This is a genomic window from Streptomyces dioscori, from assembly GCF_003024195.1.
GTDB lineage: Bacteria > Actinomycetota > Actinomycetes > Streptomycetales > Streptomycetaceae > Streptomyces > Streptomyces dioscori.
Window position 1 is genome coordinate 217,186 of sequence record NZ_KZ679044.1, and the last position, 20,379, is coordinate 237,564.

Annotated in this window: 23 protein-coding genes, 1 tRNA gene and 1 pseudogene; 17 read left to right on the top strand and 8 right to left on the bottom strand. The window is 68.8% G+C overall.

The features are described 5' to 3' along the window. Positions 1-99: 99 nt before the first annotated feature. From C6Y14_RS19490 to C6Y14_RS19505, 4 genes are all read right to left on the bottom strand, one after another. Positions 100-1,737, bottom strand: a complete 1,638-nt coding sequence (locus tag C6Y14_RS19490) for a tetratricopeptide repeat protein (protein ID WP_159074275.1) — start codon at positions 1,735-1,737, stop codon at positions 100-102. Between the two features lie 29 nt (positions 1,738-1,766). Next, complete coding sequence (locus tag C6Y14_RS19495) at positions 1,767-2,204, bottom strand: hypothetical protein (RefSeq protein WP_225891163.1); 438 nt, start codon at positions 2,202-2,204, stop codon at positions 1,767-1,769. A 711-nt stretch (positions 2,205-2,915) separates the two neighbouring features. Continuing rightward, positions 2,916-3,698, bottom strand: a complete 783-nt coding sequence (locus C6Y14_RS19500; RefSeq protein WP_107018004.1) for a hypothetical protein — start codon at positions 3,696-3,698, stop codon at positions 2,916-2,918. Beyond that, entirely contained in the window at positions 3,695-4,780 is a 1,086-nt protein-coding gene (locus tag C6Y14_RS19505) for a DUF1152 domain-containing protein (RefSeq protein WP_107018005.1), read from the bottom strand. The genes C6Y14_RS19500 and C6Y14_RS19505 overlap by 4 nt, the downstream gene beginning before the upstream one ends. Before the next feature lie 80 nt (positions 4,781-4,860). On the opposite strand from C6Y14_RS19505, the gene C6Y14_RS19510 reads away from it, so the two are divergent. The 13 genes and pseudogenes from C6Y14_RS19510 to C6Y14_RS19570 all read left to right on the top strand — a co-directional run bounded on the left by C6Y14_RS19510 (position 4,861) and on the right by C6Y14_RS19570 (position 13,417). Next, positions 4,861-5,601: a GntR family transcriptional regulator gene (locus tag C6Y14_RS19510; RefSeq protein ID WP_107018006.1), complete on the top strand. Its 741-nt coding sequence runs from the start codon at positions 4,861-4,863 to the stop codon at positions 5,599-5,601. A gap of 277 nt (positions 5,602-5,878) precedes the next feature. Continuing rightward, positions 5,879-6,343: an ATP-binding protein gene (locus C6Y14_RS19515; protein ID WP_107018007.1), complete on the top strand. Its 465-nt coding sequence runs from the start codon at positions 5,879-5,881 to the stop codon at positions 6,341-6,343. A 62-nt stretch (positions 6,344-6,405) separates the two neighbouring features. Beyond that, positions 6,406-7,134, top strand: coding sequence for a GntR family transcriptional regulator (locus C6Y14_RS19520; protein WP_107018008.1), 729 nt, complete (start codon positions 6,406-6,408; stop codon positions 7,132-7,134). Between the two features lie 123 nt (positions 7,135-7,257). Then, positions 7,258-7,608, top strand: coding sequence for an SCO3933 family regulatory protein (locus C6Y14_RS19525; protein WP_107018009.1), 351 nt, complete (start codon positions 7,258-7,260; stop codon positions 7,606-7,608). A 5-nt stretch (positions 7,609-7,613) separates the two neighbouring features. After that, positions 7,614-8,921 (top strand): annotated as a pseudogene (locus C6Y14_RS19530) (FtsK/SpoIIIE domain-containing protein); the annotation flags it as partial. A 152-nt stretch (positions 8,922-9,073) separates the two neighbouring features. Then, positions 9,074-9,694, top strand: a complete 621-nt coding sequence (locus C6Y14_RS19535) for a DUF2637 domain-containing protein (RefSeq protein ID WP_107018011.1) — start codon at positions 9,074-9,076, stop codon at positions 9,692-9,694. Positions 9,695-9,713: 19 nt separating this feature from the next. Continuing rightward, complete coding sequence (locus C6Y14_RS19540) at positions 9,714-9,941, top strand: hypothetical protein (protein WP_107018012.1); 228 nt, start codon at positions 9,714-9,716, stop codon at positions 9,939-9,941. Then, the gene (locus tag C6Y14_RS19545) at positions 9,941-10,129 is read left to right on the top strand and encodes a mobile element transfer protein (protein ID WP_107018013.1); all 189 of its coding nucleotides are present in this window, start codon (positions 9,941-9,943) and stop codon (positions 10,127-10,129) included. The genes C6Y14_RS19540 and C6Y14_RS19545 overlap by 1 nt, the downstream gene beginning before the upstream one ends. A 16-nt stretch (positions 10,130-10,145) precedes the next feature. Further along, positions 10,146-10,340, top strand: coding sequence for a hypothetical protein (locus C6Y14_RS19550; protein ID WP_107018014.1), 195 nt, complete (start codon positions 10,146-10,148; stop codon positions 10,338-10,340). 12 nt (positions 10,341-10,352) lie between these two features. After that, a complete protein-coding gene (locus C6Y14_RS19555; protein ID WP_107018015.1) occupies positions 10,353-10,613 on the top strand; it encodes a SpdD protein in 261 nt (86 codons plus the stop codon). A 130-nt stretch (positions 10,614-10,743) separates the two neighbouring features. Next, positions 10,744-12,042 carry a replication initiator gene (locus tag C6Y14_RS19560; RefSeq protein WP_107018016.1) on the top strand — a complete coding sequence of 433 codons (1,299 nt, stop codon included), beginning with the start codon at positions 10,744-10,746 and terminating at the stop codon, positions 12,040-12,042. After that, positions 12,039-12,251 carry an excisionase family DNA-binding protein gene (locus C6Y14_RS19565; RefSeq protein ID WP_107018017.1) on the top strand — a complete coding sequence of 71 codons (213 nt, stop codon included), beginning with the start codon at positions 12,039-12,041 and terminating at the stop codon, positions 12,249-12,251. The genes C6Y14_RS19560 and C6Y14_RS19565 overlap by 4 nt, the downstream gene beginning before the upstream one ends. Beyond that, the gene (locus C6Y14_RS19570; protein WP_107018018.1) at positions 12,251-13,417 is read left to right on the top strand and encodes a tyrosine-type recombinase/integrase; all 1,167 of its coding nucleotides are present in this window, start codon (positions 12,251-12,253) and stop codon (positions 13,415-13,417) included. The genes C6Y14_RS19565 and C6Y14_RS19570 overlap by 1 nt, the downstream gene beginning before the upstream one ends. A gap of 89 nt (positions 13,418-13,506) precedes the next feature. Here the strand turns inward: C6Y14_RS19570 and C6Y14_RS19575 are convergent. Then, positions 13,507-13,580: transfer RNA gene (locus C6Y14_RS19575), tRNA-Gly, on the bottom strand. A gap of 560 nt (positions 13,581-14,140) precedes the next feature. Between C6Y14_RS19575 and dcd the strand changes: the two genes are divergently transcribed. Further along, complete coding sequence (dcd, locus tag C6Y14_RS19580; RefSeq protein ID WP_107018019.1) at positions 14,141-14,716, top strand: dCTP deaminase; 576 nt, start codon at positions 14,141-14,143, stop codon at positions 14,714-14,716. Positions 14,717-14,754: 38 nt separating this feature from the next. Continuing rightward, the gene (locus C6Y14_RS19585; RefSeq protein WP_107018020.1) at positions 14,755-15,252 is read left to right on the top strand and encodes a phosphoribosyltransferase; all 498 of its coding nucleotides are present in this window, start codon (positions 14,755-14,757) and stop codon (positions 15,250-15,252) included. Positions 15,253-15,282: 30 nt separating this feature from the next. Here the strand turns inward: C6Y14_RS19585 and C6Y14_RS19590 are convergent, their stop codons facing one another. Further along, entirely contained in the window at positions 15,283-16,155 is an 873-nt protein-coding gene (locus C6Y14_RS19590; RefSeq protein WP_107018021.1) for an AraC family transcriptional regulator, read from the bottom strand. 218 nt (positions 16,156-16,373) lie between these two features. On the opposite strand from C6Y14_RS19590, the gene C6Y14_RS19595 reads away from it, so the two are divergent. Together C6Y14_RS19595 and C6Y14_RS19600 are read left to right on the top strand one after the other, a co-directional pair. After that, on the top strand, positions 16,374-17,354 hold the full coding sequence (locus C6Y14_RS19595; RefSeq protein WP_107018022.1) for a DMT family protein: 981 nt from the start codon (positions 16,374-16,376) through the stop codon (positions 17,352-17,354). Positions 17,355-17,379: 25 nt separating this feature from the next. Then, positions 17,380-18,042, top strand: a complete 663-nt coding sequence (locus C6Y14_RS19600) for a hypothetical protein (RefSeq protein ID WP_159074276.1) — start codon at positions 17,380-17,382, stop codon at positions 18,040-18,042. A gap of 36 nt (positions 18,043-18,078) precedes the next feature. Here the strand turns inward: C6Y14_RS19600 and C6Y14_RS19605 are convergent, their stop codons facing one another. Further along, positions 18,079-19,233 carry a sulfite oxidase gene (locus tag C6Y14_RS19605; RefSeq protein ID WP_107018024.1) on the bottom strand — a complete coding sequence of 385 codons (1,155 nt, stop codon included), beginning with the start codon at positions 19,231-19,233 and terminating at the stop codon, positions 18,079-18,081. Between the two features lie 72 nt (positions 19,234-19,305). Beyond that, positions 19,306-20,361 (bottom strand): Yip1 family protein, encoded by a 1,056-nt coding sequence (locus C6Y14_RS19610; RefSeq protein WP_107018025.1) that lies wholly within the window; start codon positions 20,359-20,361, stop codon positions 19,306-19,308. Between the last annotated feature and the right edge of the window lie 18 nt (positions 20,362-20,379).

The following is a 20,379-nucleotide window of genomic DNA, read 5'->3' on the forward strand; positions in this document are numbered from 1 at the left end:
GACTTCACAACCCTCTGTGCCGTAGCTCTACAGAAACCAACCGATGACGGTCACACAGGTTACTCGGGGTGTTGGAAGGAGGTTAAAAGTTGGTGGTGGTCACCGAGGTTGCCGTACAGATGCAGCCGCTTCCCGGGCGTATGCGAGGTTGTTGCGGCTGATGAGGGTGTCGGGGTGGGTGTCGCCGAGTACCTCCACCTGCTGGGCGAGGGTGGCTTCCAGCAGCGGGATGGCCCGGCCCAGATCCCCCGCCGTCCGATAGGCGCCGGCGAGGTTGTGGCGGGTGGCGAGGGTGTCGGGGTGGGTGTCGCCGAGTACCTCCACTCGTTGGGCGAGCGCTTGCGTGCGCAATGTGATGGTGTGTGCATCGCGGCCTTGGTGGTATAGGTACTGGGCGCTCTCGTAGTAGGCGTCAGCGGTTTCGACTGAGGCAGTGGCGTTAGTGGGGGCGGTCTCGGCAAGGGCCAGAACGTGGGGGATCAGGTGTTCCCAGGCGGCGATGTCATCACCTTGAGCGTCTTGGGATGTGCTCGGTAGAACGTGCTGCACCGCACGTTCAGCTTCCACGCGGCCCAGGGGTGATGGCAGAGCATCGCCCTGGCGTGGCTCGGTTTGGCTGCGTGTGCGGAGCACGGTCTGGACGAGTCGGTGGACAGTGACGGCTTGGCGGTCGGGAGTGAAGGCAGTCATGTTGTAGGCGTGCAGTTCACCCAGGGCGTTGGCCAGGGCGATGGGGTGGGGTGCGAGGGGGGCGAGGAGTGTGCGAGGGATGTGGTCGGGTGCGAGCCAGGCCATGGCCTGGAGGAGGGTGACGGCCAAGGGATCGCGGCGGGTGATGGCGTTGAGTGTGTGGTCCCAGATCCGGGCTACGGTCTGTTCAGGGCTCGGAGCGTCGCGGTTTTCGTCCAGGACGAGTGCGAGGTTGGTGCGGTAGGTGTCAAGGTCGATGCCGGTGCGGAAGACGTAGGCGCCAGCCTGTTCCAGGGCCAGCGGCAGGTATCCGAGGTCACGGGCGAGCCGTTGTGCAGCCTCCCGCTGCTGGCTGTCGGCGGGGGTGCGAGGGAAGGCGATGGTGCACAGCAGGTCGGTTGCTTCGTCAGGAGGGAGCAGACCGAGAGAGACCACGGGAGCTAGGGACTGCCATCCGGTCGCGCGACGGCTGGTCGCGAGGTGGTGGCCTTGGGACAGGGTGCCCAGGTAAGGACTGAGGTGTTCGGGGTTCTCGACATTGTCGAAGATCAGAAGCCAGTCAGGGTGGGCCTGGAGCCAGGTGATCGCCCATGCCGCCTGCTGGTCTGGTTCCAGCGTTTGCGCCCATTGCAGGCACAGCCGCTCGGTGATTCCGGCGAGGCTGGTGACGATGGACTCCGGGGAGTCTGCGGTGATCCACCACACCAGCTTGTAGTCGCCGCGGAAGCGGGTGGCGTAGCGCAGGGCCAGGGCGCTTTTGCCCACGCCTCCGAGTCCGCTGATCGTCTGGACAGAAATCTGCTGAGGCTGAACCACTGCTGCCGAGCCTCCGCCTGTCAGCGTGTCCCGCAACGCGGTCAGTTCCGTCTCACGGCCGACGAACACTCCTGACGCCGACTTTGGCAGGTATCCAGCCTGTGCGGGTGCTTGCACCGTCAGCGCAGATTCCACGACCTCTTTCGGCAGGACCACGACGCGGGTGCTGTCGCCACTGACAGCAACCTGGATCGACTCGGCCCCGATCGGCCGCTCACCGGACACGTTCACCCGGGCCGGCTCCCCCAGGGCCGATTCACTCACGATCGTGGCGGGTGGATCGTGGTGTTGTCGCCGGAAGCAGCAATACCAATGTGCTGGGCGCCAATCGCACGCGTCCCCGACACGTTCACCGTCACCCCACTCTGCGTCGGCAGCAACTCCGCCACCTCACGCGCCAGTTCCGCATCCTCACGCAGTGCCAGCTTGATCTGACGGCGCAGCAGGGCGGCTGCGTCCGTGTCGTCCGGTTCCGCAGAGGCCTCGTCCACTGCCCGCTCCAGTGCTGCCCGGCCCTCCGCATCCCGCCGACGCCATACCAGCCGCACGATCCGCTGCCCCAGCCCTGCCGTCTCCTCGACCGCCGCGTCGAGTGCCGCGTCCCCAGCCCGGTGCAGAATGCCCGCACCATAGGCAGTCACCGCCGCCGACAGATACGGCCCGGCCTGCTCCATCAACTGCACGATCTCCGCACTCACAGCCCCTCCGGGGATGCTCGCCACTCAACGATGGGAATGACGAAGCGTAGGAATTCACAACACTCTGTGAGTACAGAACAGCAAAACCATGCGCCCCGGTTCCAGCCCATCGCACCAATCTGCCTACGCCATCTGCTCCAAGTTTCAGACACCCCCCGGCCTACCAACTTCGCGCACCCGATATCCGCCCTTCCTCACCACCCACCCCGGCTCCCATCCCGTCCGCCGTCGACCCACACACCGTGGAGCGGGCGTGGTTCAGGGCGTCAAGGTGGAGCGCGCCGCTGTACGAACGACCTTGACGCCCTGGGCCGCGGCTGCTCGGCTCTGCCTGGGTCGGCGGTGGACGGGATGGGAGCTCCCTGCGCACGCCACACTCGGCCGGCACTCGCGAGCGGCGCCCCCTCCATCCCAGAGTCGGAGCGCCCCTGCCGGAGGCATCTCTGTGACCGTGGCCGCGTTCGTGCGGTGATCGCCACTCATCAGACCGGTCTATCTACCCGTGGGCGCGCGTCGGCGTAGCGCCCGCAGCGCGGGCCGAAGGCATGAGCGCGCAGGGCGGCGGAGCCGAAAGCGCGCCCGGCGGAGCGGAGCGCAGCCGGGCCTTGAACCCGTAGAGAAAGTTGTAACTCAGTCGGACCGCTGGGGCTTGCTTTGCCTCGGTTGATGCTTGGCAGGCTGGCGGCGGATGAGTGACCGCGACACCAGCAGTTAGAACGGTGGCTTCTCGCTGCATCCGCCGGAACTGGAGATCCGTTCCCACGGTGATGAGTCGTTGGGGGACAGGTCGGTGTCGCAGAATTCGAAGGGGTTTCGTTGGCCTTCGAGTCCTGAGGAGTCTTCGCCCCATGCGTCCAGCGCGTCGATGGCTCGTTCGCGGTGCTGCCACAGGTCGCTCGTGCCCAGCACTTCGCGGATCGAGGGCGCCAGGGCGTGGCGGTGGTGGAGTAGTTTCGGATCGTCCAGGAGAGGGATGCAGGCTGTGAGCGCTGCTTCGCGTACGTGGCGATCCGGATCGTGCGTCGCGTCGTGCGCTGCGGTGAACAGCAGTGGGCGTATCTCAAGGATTCCCAGTGCCGGCGGGTAGTCGTCGAGCGGGAAGCCGACCTGTCGGCTTGTCTTCGCCGCCTCCTCGGTGACTTCGCTCGCGACTGAAGCGATCCAGGACAGCAGTTCGGCGCGCATGGGCCCGGGGAAGGAACTGCGTCTCTTATCGACACTCCAGGCCGTTCGCGGGTCCGCGAGGACTGCGGCCACGTAGAGGGCCGTGGCCACCGTTGCGCTGTAGAGGGTGTTCTGGTGGTGCAGGGTGCCGTACAGATACTCCAGCGCCTCTGTTCGCACGCTCTGATCGGGGTCCCAGAGCGCGACCAGCTTCGTAGGCGCGTCCGTGGCAGGTCCGTAAGCGTGCTCCAGTGCAGCCCAGTCGGTACTTGTCAGCGTGTGGTGGGGCTCGGGCAGATCGAGGTGACGAGAGCCGCTGGCATGCGTCATGGGATCTGCCACAAAGGGGCGGAGTACTGCTCTGGACGGTTGCCGATGAGGAGTCGGCGCAGGTCCTCGCGTTGGGAGCCATTGAGGCCCAGCACTTCGGTGAGGTGGCGGAACGTGGTGTGCGTGACTCCGCGACGCCGGGCCTCGGCCTCGAACTCGTCGAGTTGAGCCAACACGGTCTGCGGGACCAGGTCCGTGAGCGGCTGGTCCTTGAGCCATGCGGCCTTGTTGCGTTCGTAGTCGATCTCCGAGTAGCCGCAGATCTCCCGGCTGTGCGCCTCGACCTCGTCCAGAGTCTCTGTTGCCATGATGGCGCGGGCCAGTTGGTTGCGGGTGACAGCCTCGTCCAGGTCGACCTCGTGGACGGTCGGGCCCTCGTCCGTGAGCGCGATGGGGAGGCCTGCGTCCCGGACTTCGCAGGTGCCGCGTACGCCTCGGGCGGTGGCGGCGAGCATGCCGGTGGCCTCGGACGGGTGCCACTCCAGGACCGCGCTGACCGACTCCACATCCGCCGGGGTGAAGGTGTGGATGCGGGAGCCGAGTAGGGCGCGCAAGTCGGCGACCGGCAGTTCGCCGTCGAGACCGGGACCGGCCACCAGCAGCCGAACGGGTGCGTTCACCTGGCAGCACGCAGCGAGCGTGAGGGCGTCCGCAAGCGGGCTCTTCAGCGTCGGCTCGTCGCCTCGCGCGAGGATGTCGCCGCCCACGTCGAGCAGGTCGATCGACTCCGGCGACAAGTGGTCGATCAGCTCTTCGAGTTGGCGCGTGACGCCCTCGACACCGTGGTGCGGGTCGAGCAGCGCGAACGTGTGCGGGAGCTCTGCCGCGAGCCGCGGGAGTGTGGACCCTGCTGGTGCGATCGGGCGGGCGTCCGCCGGCACTGTCCAGACTGCCGGGGTGAGCTGGTGGAGGCCGGTGAAGTTGTCCGGTCCCCGTGGGCCCGGCACTGGATCGACGAGCAGGCGGTCCCACGCGTACGTGAGGATCACCGCCTGGTCCTCGTCGCCGTAGAGGGCGGTGTGAAGCATGGCGGCGGCGACAGCGTCGCCCCCTCCTCCTGCTGCGACGATCAACCGCTTCATGCGGTCAGCGTACGGGGTGGAGGGTTGACCACTCACTCTATAGTGGCTAGAGGCCATAGCCACTTGGACGAGGAGGGTGAATGCCTCAGATCGAGGAGGCTCAGCCGAAGTATCTGCAGATCGCTCACTTCATCCGCGATCAGATTCTTCGGGGAGACCTGCGGCCGGGGGACGAGGTGCCCTCGGAGCGACAGTTGGCGGCGGACTGGAAGGTCTCCCGCCCCACGGCCGCGCGGTCGTTGGAAGCGTTGAGCCATCAGGGACTCGTCGAGAAGCGTCAGGGGTCGGGCACGTACGTGCGGAGCCTGGAAGTCAACCGGCGAGCCCGTGAGTTGTACGGCCGGGCCCGGCAGACCGGGAAGATCTACACGCCCGGTGAGTACGCGGTGATCACGTCGGCCGGCTGGATGGATGCGCCGGATCATGTGGCCGAAGCCCTGGGGCTGGTGAAGGACCGGCGGGCCGTGCACCGGCGACGGGTCACCAACAACCAGGACGGGCCGATCACCCTGTCTACCTCGTGGTTCGCACCGGACGTCGCCCAGCGTGCGCCGAAGCTTCTGGATCCCGATCGGATTCAGCAGGGGACGCTGATGTATGTCGAGGAGATGACGGGGCGCCAGGGCAGCTATGCCGAGGACCGTATGTGTGCTCGGGCGGCCACCGAAGAGGAAGCGACCGACCTGCAGTTGAAGGCCGGTGCGGCCGTGCTGATCGTTCATCACGTCGTCTTCGACCTCCAGGACCGGCCGTTGGAGTTCGCCGAAGCCACCTATCCGCCTCACCGCTGGGCCTTCGAGCAGGGTTACCCGCTCATCTGACAACTCAGTAGTTGCGCCGAACCGCTTGCATAGTCCAAGTGGCTAATGCCACTATCCATCGAGTGGCTAAGGCCACTTGGATCGGGAGGGGCGCGGAGTGACGAGTCAGCGACCGGACGAGGGCGCGCGATTAGCTTGCCGTGGATGCCGGGGGCGCGGTTGGAAACGCGTCGGGTCCCGTACGGCGGTGGCGCTCTCCACGGCCAACGATCGCGTTCGTGCCACATCGAAACGGCGCTGCCTCGACTGTGACGGCAGTGGCAAGGAGTGAGCGCGGATGGATGACACCACCGATGGCCGCGACGGTTTCGGCATCGCACGACTCGGGGCGATGATCTTTCAACCGGCTCCGGAGTCCGTACCGCGGGCGCGGAACTGGTTCCGGAAGTTCATCGCCATGTACAACCCGGCCTGCTCGATCGACGACTGCACGTTGCTGGTCTCGGAGCTGGTGACCAACGCGATTCTCTACGGACGGGCGGATGAACCCTGGATGGTGCGCGTTGAGTGGTACCGCGTGGAGACCTCGCTTCGCATCGAGGTGCACAATCCGGGGTTCCCGGCGAACGTGCGCATGCGGCGCCCGGAAGCCAGCGACGCACACGGGCGCGGCCTGCTCCTGGTCGACTCCATCGCCGACTCGTGGCACTCCGGACCGAGCCGCTTCGGCGGGACCGTGGTGTCCGCTGTCGTTGCCGGCGCCTGGCCGTCGAACGAAGGATTCGGCCCCCTTCTACTGTGACTGTGCAAGTGTCGCTAGTCTGGTTGACCAGTTGACTTGGCCAATCCCGACGGGCGGCGTTCATGGCGTATGAAGTGGAGCCACCGAAGTACGTGCGCCTCGCGCAGACCATCCAAGGTCGCATCGAGGACGGCACGTACCCGCCCGGTACTCGGGTGCCCAGTGAGAACCAGCTGGTGCAGGCCTTCGGGATGTCCCGCCCCACCGTCGTGCGGGCGCTGGAACTGCTGAAGCGTGACGGCTGGCTTGAGTCCCGGCAGGGATACGGCACGATCGTGCGAGGTCGCCCCGAAGTGGTCGAGCAGCGGGATCGCCGTGGCCGCGGAGCGCTGGAGCGTGACGAGTCGCAAGTCTCTGGCCGCTTGATCGAGGTCGGGCATGTGCCCGTTCCTGCTCGTGTCGCCTCGGCGCTCGGGCTGCCCAAGCGGGCGAAGGTTCTCGTGCGCCGGTTTCTCGTCGAGGAGGATGGTGAAGCGGTTGAGCTCGTCTCGTCGTACTTCCCTGCCGGCCTGGTCGAGGGGACCGAGCTGGAGGCGTCCGAGGTACTGAGTGGCAGCCTCCGCGAGCACCTGGAGACGCGGAAGAAAGTCCGCTTCGATCACGTGACGGAACGGGTCTCGGCCCGCCTGCCGGACGGCGGCGAAGCTGAACTTCTGGAGCTCCCTGGCGGCGTTCCCGTCCTCAGTGTGCTGGTGATCGCCTGCGACACCTCGGGGCAGGCCTTGCAGGTCGTCGACGTGCTGCTGCCCGCGGACCGGCAGGAACTGGAAGACACCTACCGCCTGAACTGAGCCCCGCCCGGGGCGTGTTCACCTCGGCAATCACTTGACAAGTCAACCTGGCATCTCTAACTTCGAACTTGCTAAGTCAACTTGTCATGTGGCGAGTTGATCCACTCAGAAGGAGAAATCTCTGTGCGTGTGATCCGTATTGACGCCTCGTCCGCCACGATCCTGCTCACTGAAGCTGCGTCGCCCAAGGTGCGTGACCGGCAGACCGGTGAGATCGCCAAGGACGCCGTGAGCGGCGAGGCACTGATGACTGTCGGTGTCGTCTTCATCGACGAGGGGGAGTCCTCGCTGATTCAGGTCACCATCCCGGAGAGTGGTGTGACTGACGGGTTGACCGTCGGTGCTCCTGTCTCTCTGCCGGGTCTGATCGCGAGGCCCTGGGAAAGCGTGTTCAACGGCCAGCAGCGCCACGGCATCGCCTACCGGGCCGCGGCCATCACTTCGGGCGCCTTCCCGGTCGCCCAGGCGAGTTGATCGACGTGACCGACCTGGTGACGTTGGCCGAGCTGGGCGGGTCGCTCGCTGCGATAGGCGGTGCGGCTTACGCCCGGCACGCCCACCCGGCGGCGTACTGGTCCACGGTCGGGCTGCCGGTCTCGGTGGTCCGGCTGATGGCCTCGTACTCCTCGACCATGGACGCGTGCGGTCTGACGGTCGCGCCGTCTCGGCTGCGGGCACTGGCCGTCAAGGTCACGACTCGCCGTGAGGTCAGGCCTGTGCCTCCGCGTCGGGGCATGATCCGGCCCACCACGACCGGTCTGCGACTTCGGCTGCGGCTGGCTCCGGGCCAGGAACCGGCGGACGTGGCGGCCTCGGCTGAACGGCTGAGGCACGCCTGGGGCGTTCACGCCGTGTACGTGCGGGACGTGAAGCCCGGCGTCGTAGAACTGCGGCTCGTCGGCTTCGATGTACTGCGCAAGGTGCGGATGCCTCGCCGGATCGACGGTGGGTTGCTGCGGGTGCCTGTGGCGTTAAGGCAGGACGCGACTGCGTTCGTGCGGGACTACCGGGCCGTACCTCATGAACTGGTCCTCGGCGCCACGCTGTCGGGCAAGTCCATGTTCCTGCGCAACCTGCTGACAGGGCTCGCTGCTCAGCCGGTGGTCCTGGTCGGCATCGACTGCAAGCGCGGTGTTGAGCTGGCGCCGTTCGCCGCCCGGCTCTCCGCGCTGGCAACCGATCCGGGGCAGGCGGCTCGGCTGCTTCCTGTGCTCGTGAAGGAAATGGAGGACCGGTACGACCTGATCAAGGACCGACAGGGCGTCGCGCCCGGCACCCCGGACGAGTCGATCACCTCGGACATCTGGGGGCTGCCTGAGAGCGAACGACCGGCCCCCATCGTGCTGTTCATCGACGAAGTGGCCGAACTCTTCCTCATCGCCACACGAAAGGAGGAGGAACGGCGGGACGAGATGGTCACGCAGCTCATCCGGCTCGCCCAGCTCGGCCGCGCTGCCGGCATCTACCTGGAGGTCTGCGGACAGCGGTTCGGGGCCGAACTGGGCAAGGGCGCGACCATGCTCCGGGCCCAGCTCTCCGGCCGGGTCTGCCACCGCGTCAACGACGAAGCCTCCGCGAAAATGGCGCTCGGCGACATCGCCCCGGAAGCTGTCGGCGGCGCCTGCGCCATCGCGGCCGAACTGCCCGGCCTGGCCGTCGTCGGTGACACCTCCGGCGGCTGGTCCCGCATCCGCACTCCGTACATGACCCTCGCCGACGCTGCGGCCACCTGCCGTGAGACGGCACATCTCGCCCCTGACATACCGGCGCTGACACCCTTCCGACCCTAGGTCTCGCCGGTGTCAGTAGCGGCCTCCGAACCGATGGCCGTCCTGCGCCCGGTCGCCGACTGAGGGCATCGCCTCAACGGCTGGCGCGGCCGTCCCGCGCCAACTCCCTACCCCCGCCATGCCCGAAACGGACTCGGAAGGAGTCGCCCGTGCGTGCCCTGCCCGTCCGCCTCGACGCCGTACTCATCCAAGCGCTCATCGCTGCCGCGCTGTCCTTCGCCCACCTGCACGACCTGGCCTCGGCCGCCGGACAGGACGGATGGAAGGCGTGGGCCTACCCGGTCTCCGTCGACCTGCTGATGGTGGCGGCCTGGCAGCGACTTCGTTCCGGTGAGGCGAAAGCGGCTGGGTGGTGCTGGTTCCTCGTCGCGCTCACCGCCTCGCTCGGCGCCAACATCGCCACGGCTGGACTGCTCAACCTGGACATCGTGCCGGCCTGGCTCCGCATCCTCGTCGCCGGATGGCCCGCCGTCGCCTTCCTCGGCGGAACTCTGCTCGCCCATGGAGCACTGCCGAGGGCTGAGGGCCCGGCGACGAAGGAAGCAGAGTTCGCCACGACCGTCACTGCGCCCGAGCTCCCCGCGGCGACGGCTCCGGAGCCTGCCCAGCCCTCAGAACCGTCCGTCCCGCCCGCGCTCGTCGCCCTCGCGCACAAGGTCGCCGACGAACACCGCTCCCGGACCGGAACCGCCATCGACACCCCGACCCTGCGCGCCCGCCTCGGCGTACCCGCGCCGCTCGCCGAAGCCATCGCCGCACAACTCAGCTGACCCCGGAGGACTTTCCACCTTGCGCCCGACCACGCTCCGCGCACTCAAGCGCGCCGCCGAGCTGACCCGACAGAACCGCCTCACCGAAGCCGTGCTGATCGCCGAACCCGTGATCCTCGCCGCCGACAGCTACGAGGGCGACGAGATCTTGCGCTGGCTCGCCGACCACGTCGCCGACTTCACCGGAGAAAACCACGACGACCACGACCGCTGTCATGGCCACGACAGCCCGAAGGAGGCCACCTGATGCCCGCCAACCGCCGTTTCCGCAACGTCGTCCGCATCGGCCCCGTCCAGGTCGCCACGTACTACGACGGCCGGGGCCACGAGAAGCACACCGCCGCCTGTACGGCTCCGCGCTGCGGCTTTTCCACGGACTACGACAGCCGCGCCGCCGCCGAGCTGGCCGCCCGTACCCACCGCTGCCGCGCCTGACCGCTGAGGAGTCCCTGTGACCGTCTCACTGCCGCTCGTCTTCGTCCTGGGCGTCGTCGCCTGGGCCGCGATCAAGTTCCTCGGCGTACGCCTCTGGGTCGCCGCGGTGATCGCCCTGTTCGGCTTCTGGCTCTCGCACACGATCCTCGCCCCCGCCATCGAGTCCGGCACCCGTTCCGGGGTCGACGTCGTCAACGGCACCAACGACTGAGAGGAGTCCCCCATGTTCCGCCCCAAGCTGCCCGACGCTCCGCCCGTGCCGACCACCGTCACCACTCAGCAGCACGTACAGGCTCCGGCCGTTCCGTCCGCCGGCCGCCCGGTCGCTCCGTACGTGGGTCTCGGAGTGGGAGCGGTCGCTGCCGTGGTCGTTGTCGGCGTCGTCCTCACCGCGCTCCTGGCGGCCGTCGCCGTCACGGCTGTCTCGGTCGCCATCGCCGCCGTGGTCCTGCGCTCGCTCGTCAACGACGCCAACAGGCGCTGACCGGCCACCGGGGCGGCAACAACGCCGCCAAGCATCCGCCGCCCCGGGGCCGTCCCTCCCAACCGCGAAACAGCCGAAAGGAACTCCCATCATCACCCGGCAGACTCCGCCTCCGCTGGCGGAACTCTCCATGCTGGCCTCCCTCGGCACCATGCCCGAGCTGGCCCGGCAGCTGTCCGGCCTGGGCGGCTGTACCCGTCCCGTACGCCTCGACGGCCACCGCACGGAATACGAGATCAACAAGGCAACCGGTGAGATCGGCCGCACCCTGCACCACCTGGACTCGGCCACCCTCCCCGCTGGTCAACTCCTCATCCGCTGCAACAACCGCCGTGCCACACGCTGTGCAGCCTGCGCGGAGACGTACCGACGTGACACCTACCACCTGATCACCGCCGGACTCCGCGGCGGAAAAGGCACTCCCGAACAAGTCGGCACCCACCCGCGTGTGTTCGCCACCTTCACTGCCCCGGGCTTCGGGCCGGTCCACAACCGTCCGTCGAGCGGTCGCGTCTGCCGCTGCGGCACTCGGCATGACCAGGAGGACGCAGCGCTGGGCACACCTCTCGCCCCTGACAGGTACGACTACGAAGCGGCCGTTCTCTGGAACGCCCATGCCGGGGCTCTTTGGCGTCGGTTCTCCATCTACCTGCGCCGAGAGGTCGCCAAGCGCGCTGGCCTCACCCAACGCGCCTTCCGTAAGCACGCGCGCATCTCGTTCGCCAAGGTCGCCGAGTACCAGAAGCGCGGAGCCGTCCACTTCCATGCGGTCGTCCGCCTCGACGGCCCCGAGGGCGGCGAAACCGCCCCTCCCACCTGGGCCACCGCCGAACTGCTCACCGACGCCATCGGCGCTGCCGCCCGTACGGCACGAGTCGACGGCCCGGTCATCGACGACCGCGCGCACGCCTTCGCCTTCGGCCGTCAACTCGACGTCCGGACCATCCGCACCGCCGACTTCGACGGCGGCCAGGAGCTGACCGAACGGGCCGTAGCGGCGTACATCGCCAAGTACGCGACCAAGGGCGCCGAGACAGCGACCGGCACCCTCGACCGGCCGATCAGGTTCCTCGCCGAGCTGGCGCAAGCCAAGCTGACCGACCACGCCCGGCGCATGATCCGCACGGCGTGGACCCTCGGCGGGCGCAAGGAACTGGCAGACCTCCGCCTCCAGGCCTGGGCCCACATGCTCGGCTTTCGCGGCCACTTCTCCACCAAGTCCCGCCGCTACTCCACCACCCTCGGCGCACTCCGCACAGCTCGTGCCGACTGGCGTCGAGAACAGGCGAACCCCATCGCGCAGGACCCGGACAGCACGCTCGTCCTCGCTCACTGGGTCTTCGCCGGTACAGGCCTCAGCGCTGGTGAGACCTGGCTCGCCGCGTCCCTCGAACCCGCTCCCGGAACGGAAGGAGAACCGACCGCATGACCGAGCGCTATCTGTCCGTCGACCAGGTCGCCGAGCTGCTCGGCACGACCGCCCGCTTCCCCCGGCGGCTGATCGAGGAGCGGCGCATCCGGTACGTGAAGGTTGGCCGGCACGTCCGCATCCCTGAGAGCGCGGTCGCGGAGTTCATCGCGTCGCGCACCGTAGAGCCGATCCGGCTCCGTCGCTCCGGTCTTCGGAGGGCTGCCTGATGGCCAACACGCGGGGGAGGAGGCGCCGCTTCGGCGCGGTGAGGCAGTACCGGTCGGGCTCCTGGACGGCTTCGTACCTCGGGCCCGACGGTGAGCGCATCCGTGCGGACGAGACCTTCGAGACGAAGAAGGACGCTGAGGTCTGGCTGTCCCAGGTCGAGGCGGATCTCAGCCGCGGGGACTGGCGGGCTCCCGACGTGGGGGCCGTCAACTTCCGTATCTACGCGGAGAAGTGGGTCGAGGAGCGGGAGCTGGCCGTTCGCACCGTAGACCTGTACAAGCACCTTCTACGGCTCCACATCCTTCCGACCTTTGGTGCGCTCGACCTGGACGAGATCACCGCTCCCCGCGTCCGTGAATGGCGCGCTGAGCGGCTTCGCACCACCAAGGCCAAGACCACCGTTGCCAAGGCGTATCGCCTCCTCAAGGGCATCTTCGAGACGGCGGTTGATGACGACCTGGTGAGTCGCAATCCGTGCCGGATCAAAGGTGCGGGTAAAGAGTTCGCCGCTGAGCGGCGCATCGCCACCGTCGCCCAGGTCGACGCTCTCGCCGACGCGATCGGTATCCGCTGGCGGCTCATGGTCTACCTCGGCGCGTACGGCCCCATGCGGCCCGAGGAACTGGCCGGCCTGCGCCGACGGGACGTCGACCTCGACAACCTCGTCATCCGCGTCCGCGTCGCCGAACCGGAACGGACCAACGGTAAGCGTGCTCCTGGCGAGACCAAGTCCGATGCGGGTGTCCGAGCTGTCGTCCTCCCGGCCTTCCTGCGGAAGGAGGCGAGGCAGCATCTTGCTTGGTTCGCCGAGAAGGGGCCTGACGGCCTGCTCTTCGTGGGGGAAAAAGGGGCGCCCTTTCGACGTACGTCCTTCGGCCGGAAGTGGCGTCGGGCTCGTGTCGCCGCCGGCCTTCCGGACGGCTTTCGCTTCTACGACCTTCGTCACACCGGCCACACTCTCTCGACCCGCTCGGGCGCCACCCTCAAGGACACGATGGTCCGGGCCGGGCAGTCCTCCGAGAAGGCCGCGCTGATCTATCAACACTCCGACGAGGAGCGGCAGCGCGACGTGGCGGCCGGGCTCGACGACCTGGTCCGGGCCGAGCGTGCGAAGCACCACAGCGAGGACTATGCGCATCACCCGGAGGAGCCCACCGGCAGCTAGCCGAGCCCTATGGTGCGGATGTGGTGCGCGCCCCGCTCACCGGTCTAGACAACAAGAAACCCCCGGGTCAATGACCTGGGGGTTCTGCATGGAGCGGGTGACGAGAATCGAACTCGCACTCTCAGCTTGGGAAGCTGATGTTCTACCACTAAACTACACCCGCGTAAGACGCCGGATTTGTGTCGTTCGGGCCGGTGTCGGAAACGCGGATTCACCATACCCCATGCCAGGCCCCCGGTGCTGAAGCCGTGGGGCCCAGGGGCGTTTCGGGGGGTGGACGGGGCTGCGATGCGCGGGAGTTGGGGCGTACGGTGGGGGAGCTGGAGAGGGGTCAGGCGGGATCGGAGTGCCGCCTGGAAGGCCGTCCCTTTCATCCCGTAATGTGGCTTCCTCTTCAGTCAGACGCGGCTCTTGGGGAAGGGACTCTGAGGACTTGATGGAACGCAGCACCGTCGTCCGTTGTGCCGAGGGGCACGTATTCAGCACCGCATCACTTCCGATGCAGCAGGCCGATCGGCTCGGTCCTGGCCGGCTGATCCGTTGTCCCAGGTGCACCCGGCTCCGCAATGTCGTACCCGTGGAGTTCGAGAAGCGCTGACCGCAACGACGCGGTCGGGCAGCCAGTGGGTCAGTAGGTCGAGTAGCGCAGTGGTTCAGGAGCCCGTGGGGCCGTCACGATCGCCGGATTGTGGTGGGCCCGCGGGCTCTGCGTATCCTCGGGGCGTGCTTCTCTCTGACAAGGACATCCGGGCCGAGATCGACGCCGGGCGTGTGCGGATCGACCCCTACGACGAATCCATGGTGCAGCCCTCAAGCATCGACGTGCGGCTCGACCGCTACTTCCGGGTGTTCGAGAACCACCGCTACCCCCATATCGACCCCTCCGTGGAGCAGGCGGACCTGACGCGGCTCGTCGAGCCCGAGGGGGACGAGCCGTTCATCCTGCACCCCGGGGAGTTCGTGCTGGCGAGCACGTACGAGGTGATCTCGCTTCCCGACGACCTCGCGTCGCGGCTTGAGGGCAAGAGCTCGCTCGGGCGCCTCGGGCTCGTCACGCACTCCACCGCCGGGTTCATCGACCCGGGGTTCTCCGGGCACGTGACCCTTGAGCTGTCCAACCTCGCGACCCTGCCCATCAAGCTCTGGCCGGGGATGAAGATCGGGCAGCTGTGCATGTTCCAGCTCAGCTCGGCGGCCGAGTTCCCGTACGGCAGCGACCGGTACGGGTCCCGCTACCAGGGGCAGCGCGGTCCGACCGCCTCCCGCTCCTTCCTCAATTTCCATCGGACCCAGGTGTGAGCGGGAGTGGGAGCGGCAGCGGCAGCGGGACGGACAGCGTGAGTGACGTACGCGAGAATCTGACGTACGAGGGGTTCGGGGGCGCCGTTCGTGAGCTCGCCCAGACCATCGCCGACGACGGGTACGAGCCCGACATCGTGCTCAGCATCGCCCGTGGTGGCGTCTTTGTGGCGGGTGGCCTGGCGTACGCCCTCGACTGCAAGAACATCCATCTCGTGAACGTGGAGTTCTACACGGGGGTGGGGACCACTCTCGACATGCCGGTCATGCTCGCTCCCGTCCCCAACGCCATCGACTTCTCCGACAAGAAAGTGTTGATCACGGACGACGTGGCCGACACCGGCAAGACGCTGAAGCTCGTGTACGACTTCTGCGTGGACGCCGTCGCCGAGGTGCGCTCCGCGGTCATCTACGAGAAGTCGCAGTCCTTGGTGAAGTGCGAGTACGTGTGGAAGCGCACGGATGAGTGGATCAACTTCCCGTGGAGTGTCGAGCCGCCCGTAGTGAAGCGGGCGGGGCAGGTGCTCGACGCCTGATGTCCAGGGGGCGAGCATCTGCCCCCGGCGTCAGGCCGTCGTTCGTTCCACCGGGATCCACAGTTCCGCTTCCGCCTCCGTGGCGTCCGCGGACAGGCGGGTGCGGAGGATCTCCGGGCCCGGCCTGCTCCGGTACGGGTTGGACGGGAACCACTGGGTGAAGACGTCCCGCCACATGTGCTGGAGCGTCAGCGGGAACGGGCCCGAGCTTTCGAAGACCGCCCACGTGCCCGGTGGGACCGTGAGGGAGTCCAGGTCCTGCGGGACGGTCGTCCCGGGGTCCGTCACCACCGCGTGGTAGTAGTCCAGTTCCGTTCCTTCCGCCCTGCTCGGGTCCAGGTTGTCGCTCACCCCCACGATCCCCCGTGGCTCCTCACCGGACAGTGCGGTGATCCGTTGCAGCGTCTCCGGGGCGAGGCCTCGGATGAAGGTCGCGATCTCCGGGTTCATGCCCTCGTGGACGAGCGGGACCCTGACCCTCTTCCCGACCACCTGGAACTCCTCTTTCCGTACGATCCTGTAGCGCATACTGCTGCTCCCCTCGACGACCAGGCGGAAGGACAGCCGGGGCTGGGAGGTCAGGGCGGCGCCGGTGGTCCGGGCCTCGCCCGGGCCCACGCCGTGCACCGCGCGGAACGCCCGCGCGAACGCCTCGCCCGAGCCGTAGCCGTACCGCACCGCGATCTCCAGCAGCGTCCGCTCCCCGGCCAGCACCTCGGCGCCGGCCACGGTGAGCCGTCTGCGCCGGATGTACTCGGACAGCGGGAGCCCCGCCAGCGCGGAGAACAGCCGGCGGAGGTGGTACTCCGACGTCATCGCGATCCGCGCCAGTTCGGGCACCTCGACCTGCTGGTCGAGACGCGACTCGATGTGCTCCAGAGCCTCGTTCAGTCGCTCCAGCAACTCGGCCTCCTTCCTTTGCGTCCTCCACGTTAGGAACGTCGTACCTTGCCGGACCCGACAGTCCGTGCACGGTTCGGTCGGGTGGGCAGACGGCCGCGCCGACCCGCCGGCCCGTTAAAGAAACGCTTGCGTTTCGATTCCGGCTTCCGTAGGTTGGGTGTACGAAACCGTTTCGTATCGATCGACCTCGGGGAATCGCCCCGGAGGGGAGGAGCGCCGTGGCAGTCCTGCTGGCCGTCGTCCTCTCCCTCGTCTCCGCCGTCTGTTACGCCTCCGCCGCCGTGGTCCAGGAACGGACCGCCGCCGGTACCGCGAGTCTGCGGTCCACGCTGGCCCGCCCGTCCTGGTGGGGATCCGTCGCCCTCAACGGCGGCGGGGCCCTGCTGCACGTGGTGGCCCTGCGGTACGGGCCGCTGACCCTCGTACAGCCGCTCGGCGCGCTGAGTCTGGTGATGGCGGTGCCCCTCGGGTCGCTGGTCACCCGCCGCCGCACCTCCGGCAGGCAGTGGCACGGAATGGTCCTCACCCTCGTCGGGCTCGTCGCGCTGCTCGCCGCCACCGCGTCCGGCGGTGCGCCGGCCGACACCCTGGGGAGGCGTGAAGTGCTTCTTGTCGCGCTTGCCGCCGCCGGTCTCGTCGCGGTCCTCGTCCGTGGAGGCGTTGTCCGAGGCCGCCGCGAGGGCAAGGCCGCCTCCTCGGGCAGCGGGCTCGCCTTCGCCGCGGCTTCGGGTGTCGCCTCCGGAGTGGGTTCCACGCTGGCGCAGAAGCTCGCCGTCGGGTCCGCGCCGGGCTGGAGTCTCGTGGCGGTGGCCGTCCTGACCGTGGGGTTCGCCACCGCGGGGGTGCTGCTCTCGCAGAAGGCGTACCGCAGTGGTCTCGGCGGGCCGCTCGCCGTGCTCACCCTGGTCAATCCCGTCGCCGCGTCCGCCATCGGCATCACCCTGCTCGGTGAGGGCGTGCAGTACGGGGGCTTCGGCGGGCTCGGGGGCCTGCTGGCCCTCGCCGGTGCCCTCGCGGCCGCCCGCGGCGTCGTCCTGCTCAGCCTGCCGAGTGCACCGCCCCGGGCGATGTCCCGAACGTTGTCTCCGGCCGAAGCGGGGCAGGCGGCGGCAAGGGCCGAAAGCGTCAGGCAACCGGCCGGCGTCGGCAAACCGACCGGCATTGTCAATCTCACCGGCATGAGCCGGGCCACTCTCTGAAAGGCAGTGAACGTAGAAAATGACCATGACCACGCTTGAGATTCCCGTACGGGCCGCCGTGCGCGCCGCAGGACTCGTCGACGTACCCGCCGTGGCGCGGCTGATCACGCAGAGCTCCGCCGGGCACTCGGAGCAGGCGCAACGCGTCATGCGGCTGGTGCTGGCCCATCACGCCCTGGAGAAGGGGCAGGTGTGGGTGGCCGAGCGGGACGACGACGGCACGCTGCTGGCCGCCGCCATCTGGCTGCCGCCCGGAACCGGCGTCGATCCGCCCGGCCCGCACCTGAAGAGCGTGCTCTCCCGTGAACTGGCCACCGGTCGTTCCGAGGCCACCGGTCGTTCCGCTGCCGAGCCCGCCTTCTGCCTGCCGCAGGACCTGTTCCTGTCGACCGTGCTGAAGGCGGCCGGGCCCGATCCGTCGGCGCCGTACTGGACGGTGGTCGCCGTCTGCGCTCCGGACGAGACGGAGGCCTGGGACCGTACGGTGGTCGACGGGCTGCTGGCTCCGGGGCTGCGGGCCGTCGACGAGCAGGACGCCACCGCCGTCGCGGTCACGCTCTCCGCCCGGCACGGGGACCAGCTGCGGCACCTGGGGTTCCGCGGACCGCGGCGGGCGAGCGTCGCGCCGGACGCGAGCGTGTGGCTCACCACCCGGACCCGGCACGCCCTGGTGGAGGCCGCCGCCTGAGCGCCTCCCCGACCGCCGCCGCAGCTGTCGCCGCGGCTACTGGCAGCAGACCACCGGGATCCGCTGGACCTCGTTGTTGGCGAAGCCGCCCCGGTTCCACGGCTGGGTGAGGGGCTGGGCCGTACCCTCGGCGTCCGTGGCGCGGACCGTCAGGACGTGCCGGCCGGGGGTCGCCGTCCAGGGCGCGTGCCAGTGGCGCCAGGACCATGGATCGCCCTGTGCCGCGGCGAGTTCGGCGGTCTGCCAGGACGCGCCGTCGTCCGCGCTGACCTCGACCTTCGTGACCGGCGCGCGGCCCGACCAGGCCCGCCCCTCCAACCGCACGGGGCCGGGGCGTACGACCCGGGTGCGGGACATGAAGTCGGGGAAGCCGGGCGGGATCATCAGGGCGCGCGGGGCGATACGGGTGACCGGTTCGCCGGGCTCGCCGGAGGACTGGCGGAAGCGGTACGCCACCGCCTGCTGGAAGCCGGTGAAGGGGGCGTCGGTCAGCTCGATGTCGGTCAGCCACTTCACATGGGCCATGCCGTACCAGCCGGGGACGATCAGCCGCACCGGGTAGCCGTGCTGCGGTGGCAGCGGGGCGCCGTTCATCTCGTACGCCACCAGTACCTCGGGGTCGGTGGCAATGGCGTCCTGGACCGTCAGACTGCGGGCGTAGTCCTGCTCGACGCCGCGTTCCACTCCGTGGTCGGCTCCCGTGAAGACCGCCTCGACGGCGTCCGGCTCCACGCCCGCCTCGGCGAGCAGCGTCCGCAGGGGTACGCCCGTCCAGTCCGCCGTGCCGACCGCCTCGACCAGCCAGGGCTGGCTCACGGGGCGTGGGTCGAGCCGGGCCCTGCCGTTGCCGGCGCACTCCATCGTCACGCGGTGGGTGACCGGCGGGAGGGCGCGCAGGGCCGCCAGGTCCAGGGTCAGGGGCGTACGGACGCGGCCGTGGACCTTGAGGGTCCAGGTGTCGGCGTCGGCGGCCGGTATGTCGTAGTGGACGAGGATGTAGTGCAGTCCGGGCGGGGTCACGTCGTAGCGCAGGGCCTCCAGGGGGAGGCCGTGGTTGCGGGCCGCGAGGGTGAGCTCCTCGTGGCTGATGCCCTCGTCGGGGGCGGCCACGCGGCAGGGTGCGCTGACCTCGGCCGGTGACCGCGGCACGGACGAGGGCTGGTCACGGGTACGTACGTCTGATCCGTCCATGCCCTACATGGTGCTCCGTCGGCCGGTCCCGGGGCACCCCCGGAACGGACTCGGCGTCCGGAGCACCCCTGCTCAGAACGTGCCCAGCTTGATGATCGACAGCAGTGCGGCCAGCTGGATCGCCGACGCTCCCAGGGCCTTGGGCCACGGCAGGTCGTGCGACTTGCCGACCATCAGCGTGAACAGCGCGCCGGCCGCCACCCAGGTCGCCCAGCCCAGGATGCGGACGAAGGGCGCGTCGCCGCTCGCGAACATCGCGACGACCAGGCGCGGCGCGTCCGTGAGCGACATGATCAGCATGGAGAGGCCGACCGTGGGCTGCCAGGCGCCGTCGCCGCCGAGCTGGCGGGCCAGGGTGTGGGTGACCACGCCCAGGATGAACGCGCTGAGCACGATCGCGACCGCCGTCACCAGGACGATGGGGACCGCGTTCGACAGGGTGGCGTTTATGGCGTCCGCGCGGGCGCCGTCGAAGCCGAAGACGGCCAGCAGACCGTAGAGGAACGTGACGATGAGGGCGGGGCCCCACATCGTGTAGTCGCGCATGTGCAGGAAGGTCTGGTTCGGGCGCATGATGACGCCGCTCAGCAGCTGCTTCCAGTGCAGGGGCGGGCCGACGGGCGCGGCGGGCGCGCTGCCCGCACGGTAGGTGTCGCCCTGGTTGTACGGGTCCTCGCCGACGGAGAACGCCGTCGTGTGACCCGGCTGGTTGGCCGCGTACGGGTCGTGGCCCTGCGGCTGGTGACCGCGGGGCTGGTGGCCCTGGGGGTGACGGCCCTGCGGGGGGTGGCCCGGGTCGCCGAAGTACTCCGGCTCACCGTGTCCGTTCCCCTGGGGGTGTCCGTTGCCCTGCGGCCACTGCTGCGGGCCGTTGCCGCCGCCACCGCCGTACTGGGGCTGTTGAGGGTGGGCCCCGGGCGCGGGGGGATAGCCGTACGACGGGCCGCCCTGGGGGGCCTGCTGTCCGTACGGCTGCTGCCGCTGTTGTTGCGGAGGCGCCTGCTGCGTGCGGTTGTCCCGGCCGCGTCCGATCCTGAATCCAGCCACGTAATCGAACGTACCTGGTCCCGCAGAGTCACGTGCCGGGCCCGGGGCATCGGACCCGGCTTTGCGGCCGACCTGTGACATCCCCTAGGGGTGCCCTAG

Bases quoted from the DNA above. Each gene is read 5' to 3' on its own strand.
- C6Y14_RS19605 (WP_107018024.1), bottom strand. From the start codon at position 19,233: ATGGACGGATCAGACGTACGTACCCGTGACCAGCCCTCGTCCGTGCCG.
- C6Y14_RS19515 (WP_107018007.1), top strand. From the start codon at position 5,879: ATGGATGACACCACCGATGGCCGCGACGGTTTCGGCATCGCACGACTC.
- C6Y14_RS19505 (WP_107018005.1), bottom strand. From the start codon at position 4,780: ATGAAGCGGTTGATCGTCGCAGCAGGAGGAGGGGGCGACGCTGTCGCC.
- C6Y14_RS19610 (WP_107018025.1), bottom strand. From the start codon at position 20,361: ATGTCACAGGTCGGCCGCAAAGCCGGGTCCGATGCCCCGGGCCCGGCA.
- C6Y14_RS19600 (WP_159074276.1), top strand. From the start codon at position 17,380: ATGACCACGCTTGAGATTCCCGTACGGGCCGCCGTGCGCGCCGCAGGA.
- C6Y14_RS19500 (WP_107018004.1), bottom strand. From the start codon at position 3,698: ATGACGCATGCCAGCGGCTCTCGTCACCTCGATCTGCCCGAGCCCCAC.
- C6Y14_RS19520 (WP_107018008.1), top strand. From the start codon at position 6,406: ATGGCGTATGAAGTGGAGCCACCGAAGTACGTGCGCCTCGCGCAGACC.
- C6Y14_RS19555 (WP_107018015.1), top strand. From the start codon at position 10,353: ATGTTCCGCCCCAAGCTGCCCGACGCTCCGCCCGTGCCGACCACCGTC.
- C6Y14_RS19560 (WP_107018016.1), top strand. From the start codon at position 10,744: ATGCTGGCCTCCCTCGGCACCATGCCCGAGCTGGCCCGGCAGCTGTCC.
- C6Y14_RS19545 (WP_107018013.1), top strand. From the start codon at position 9,941: ATGCCCGCCAACCGCCGTTTCCGCAACGTCGTCCGCATCGGCCCCGTC.
- C6Y14_RS19510 (WP_107018006.1), top strand. From the start codon at position 4,861: ATGCCTCAGATCGAGGAGGCTCAGCCGAAGTATCTGCAGATCGCTCAC.
- C6Y14_RS19565 (WP_107018017.1), top strand. From the start codon at position 12,039: ATGACCGAGCGCTATCTGTCCGTCGACCAGGTCGCCGAGCTGCTCGGC.
- C6Y14_RS19570 (WP_107018018.1), top strand. From the start codon at position 12,251: ATGGCCAACACGCGGGGGAGGAGGCGCCGCTTCGGCGCGGTGAGGCAG.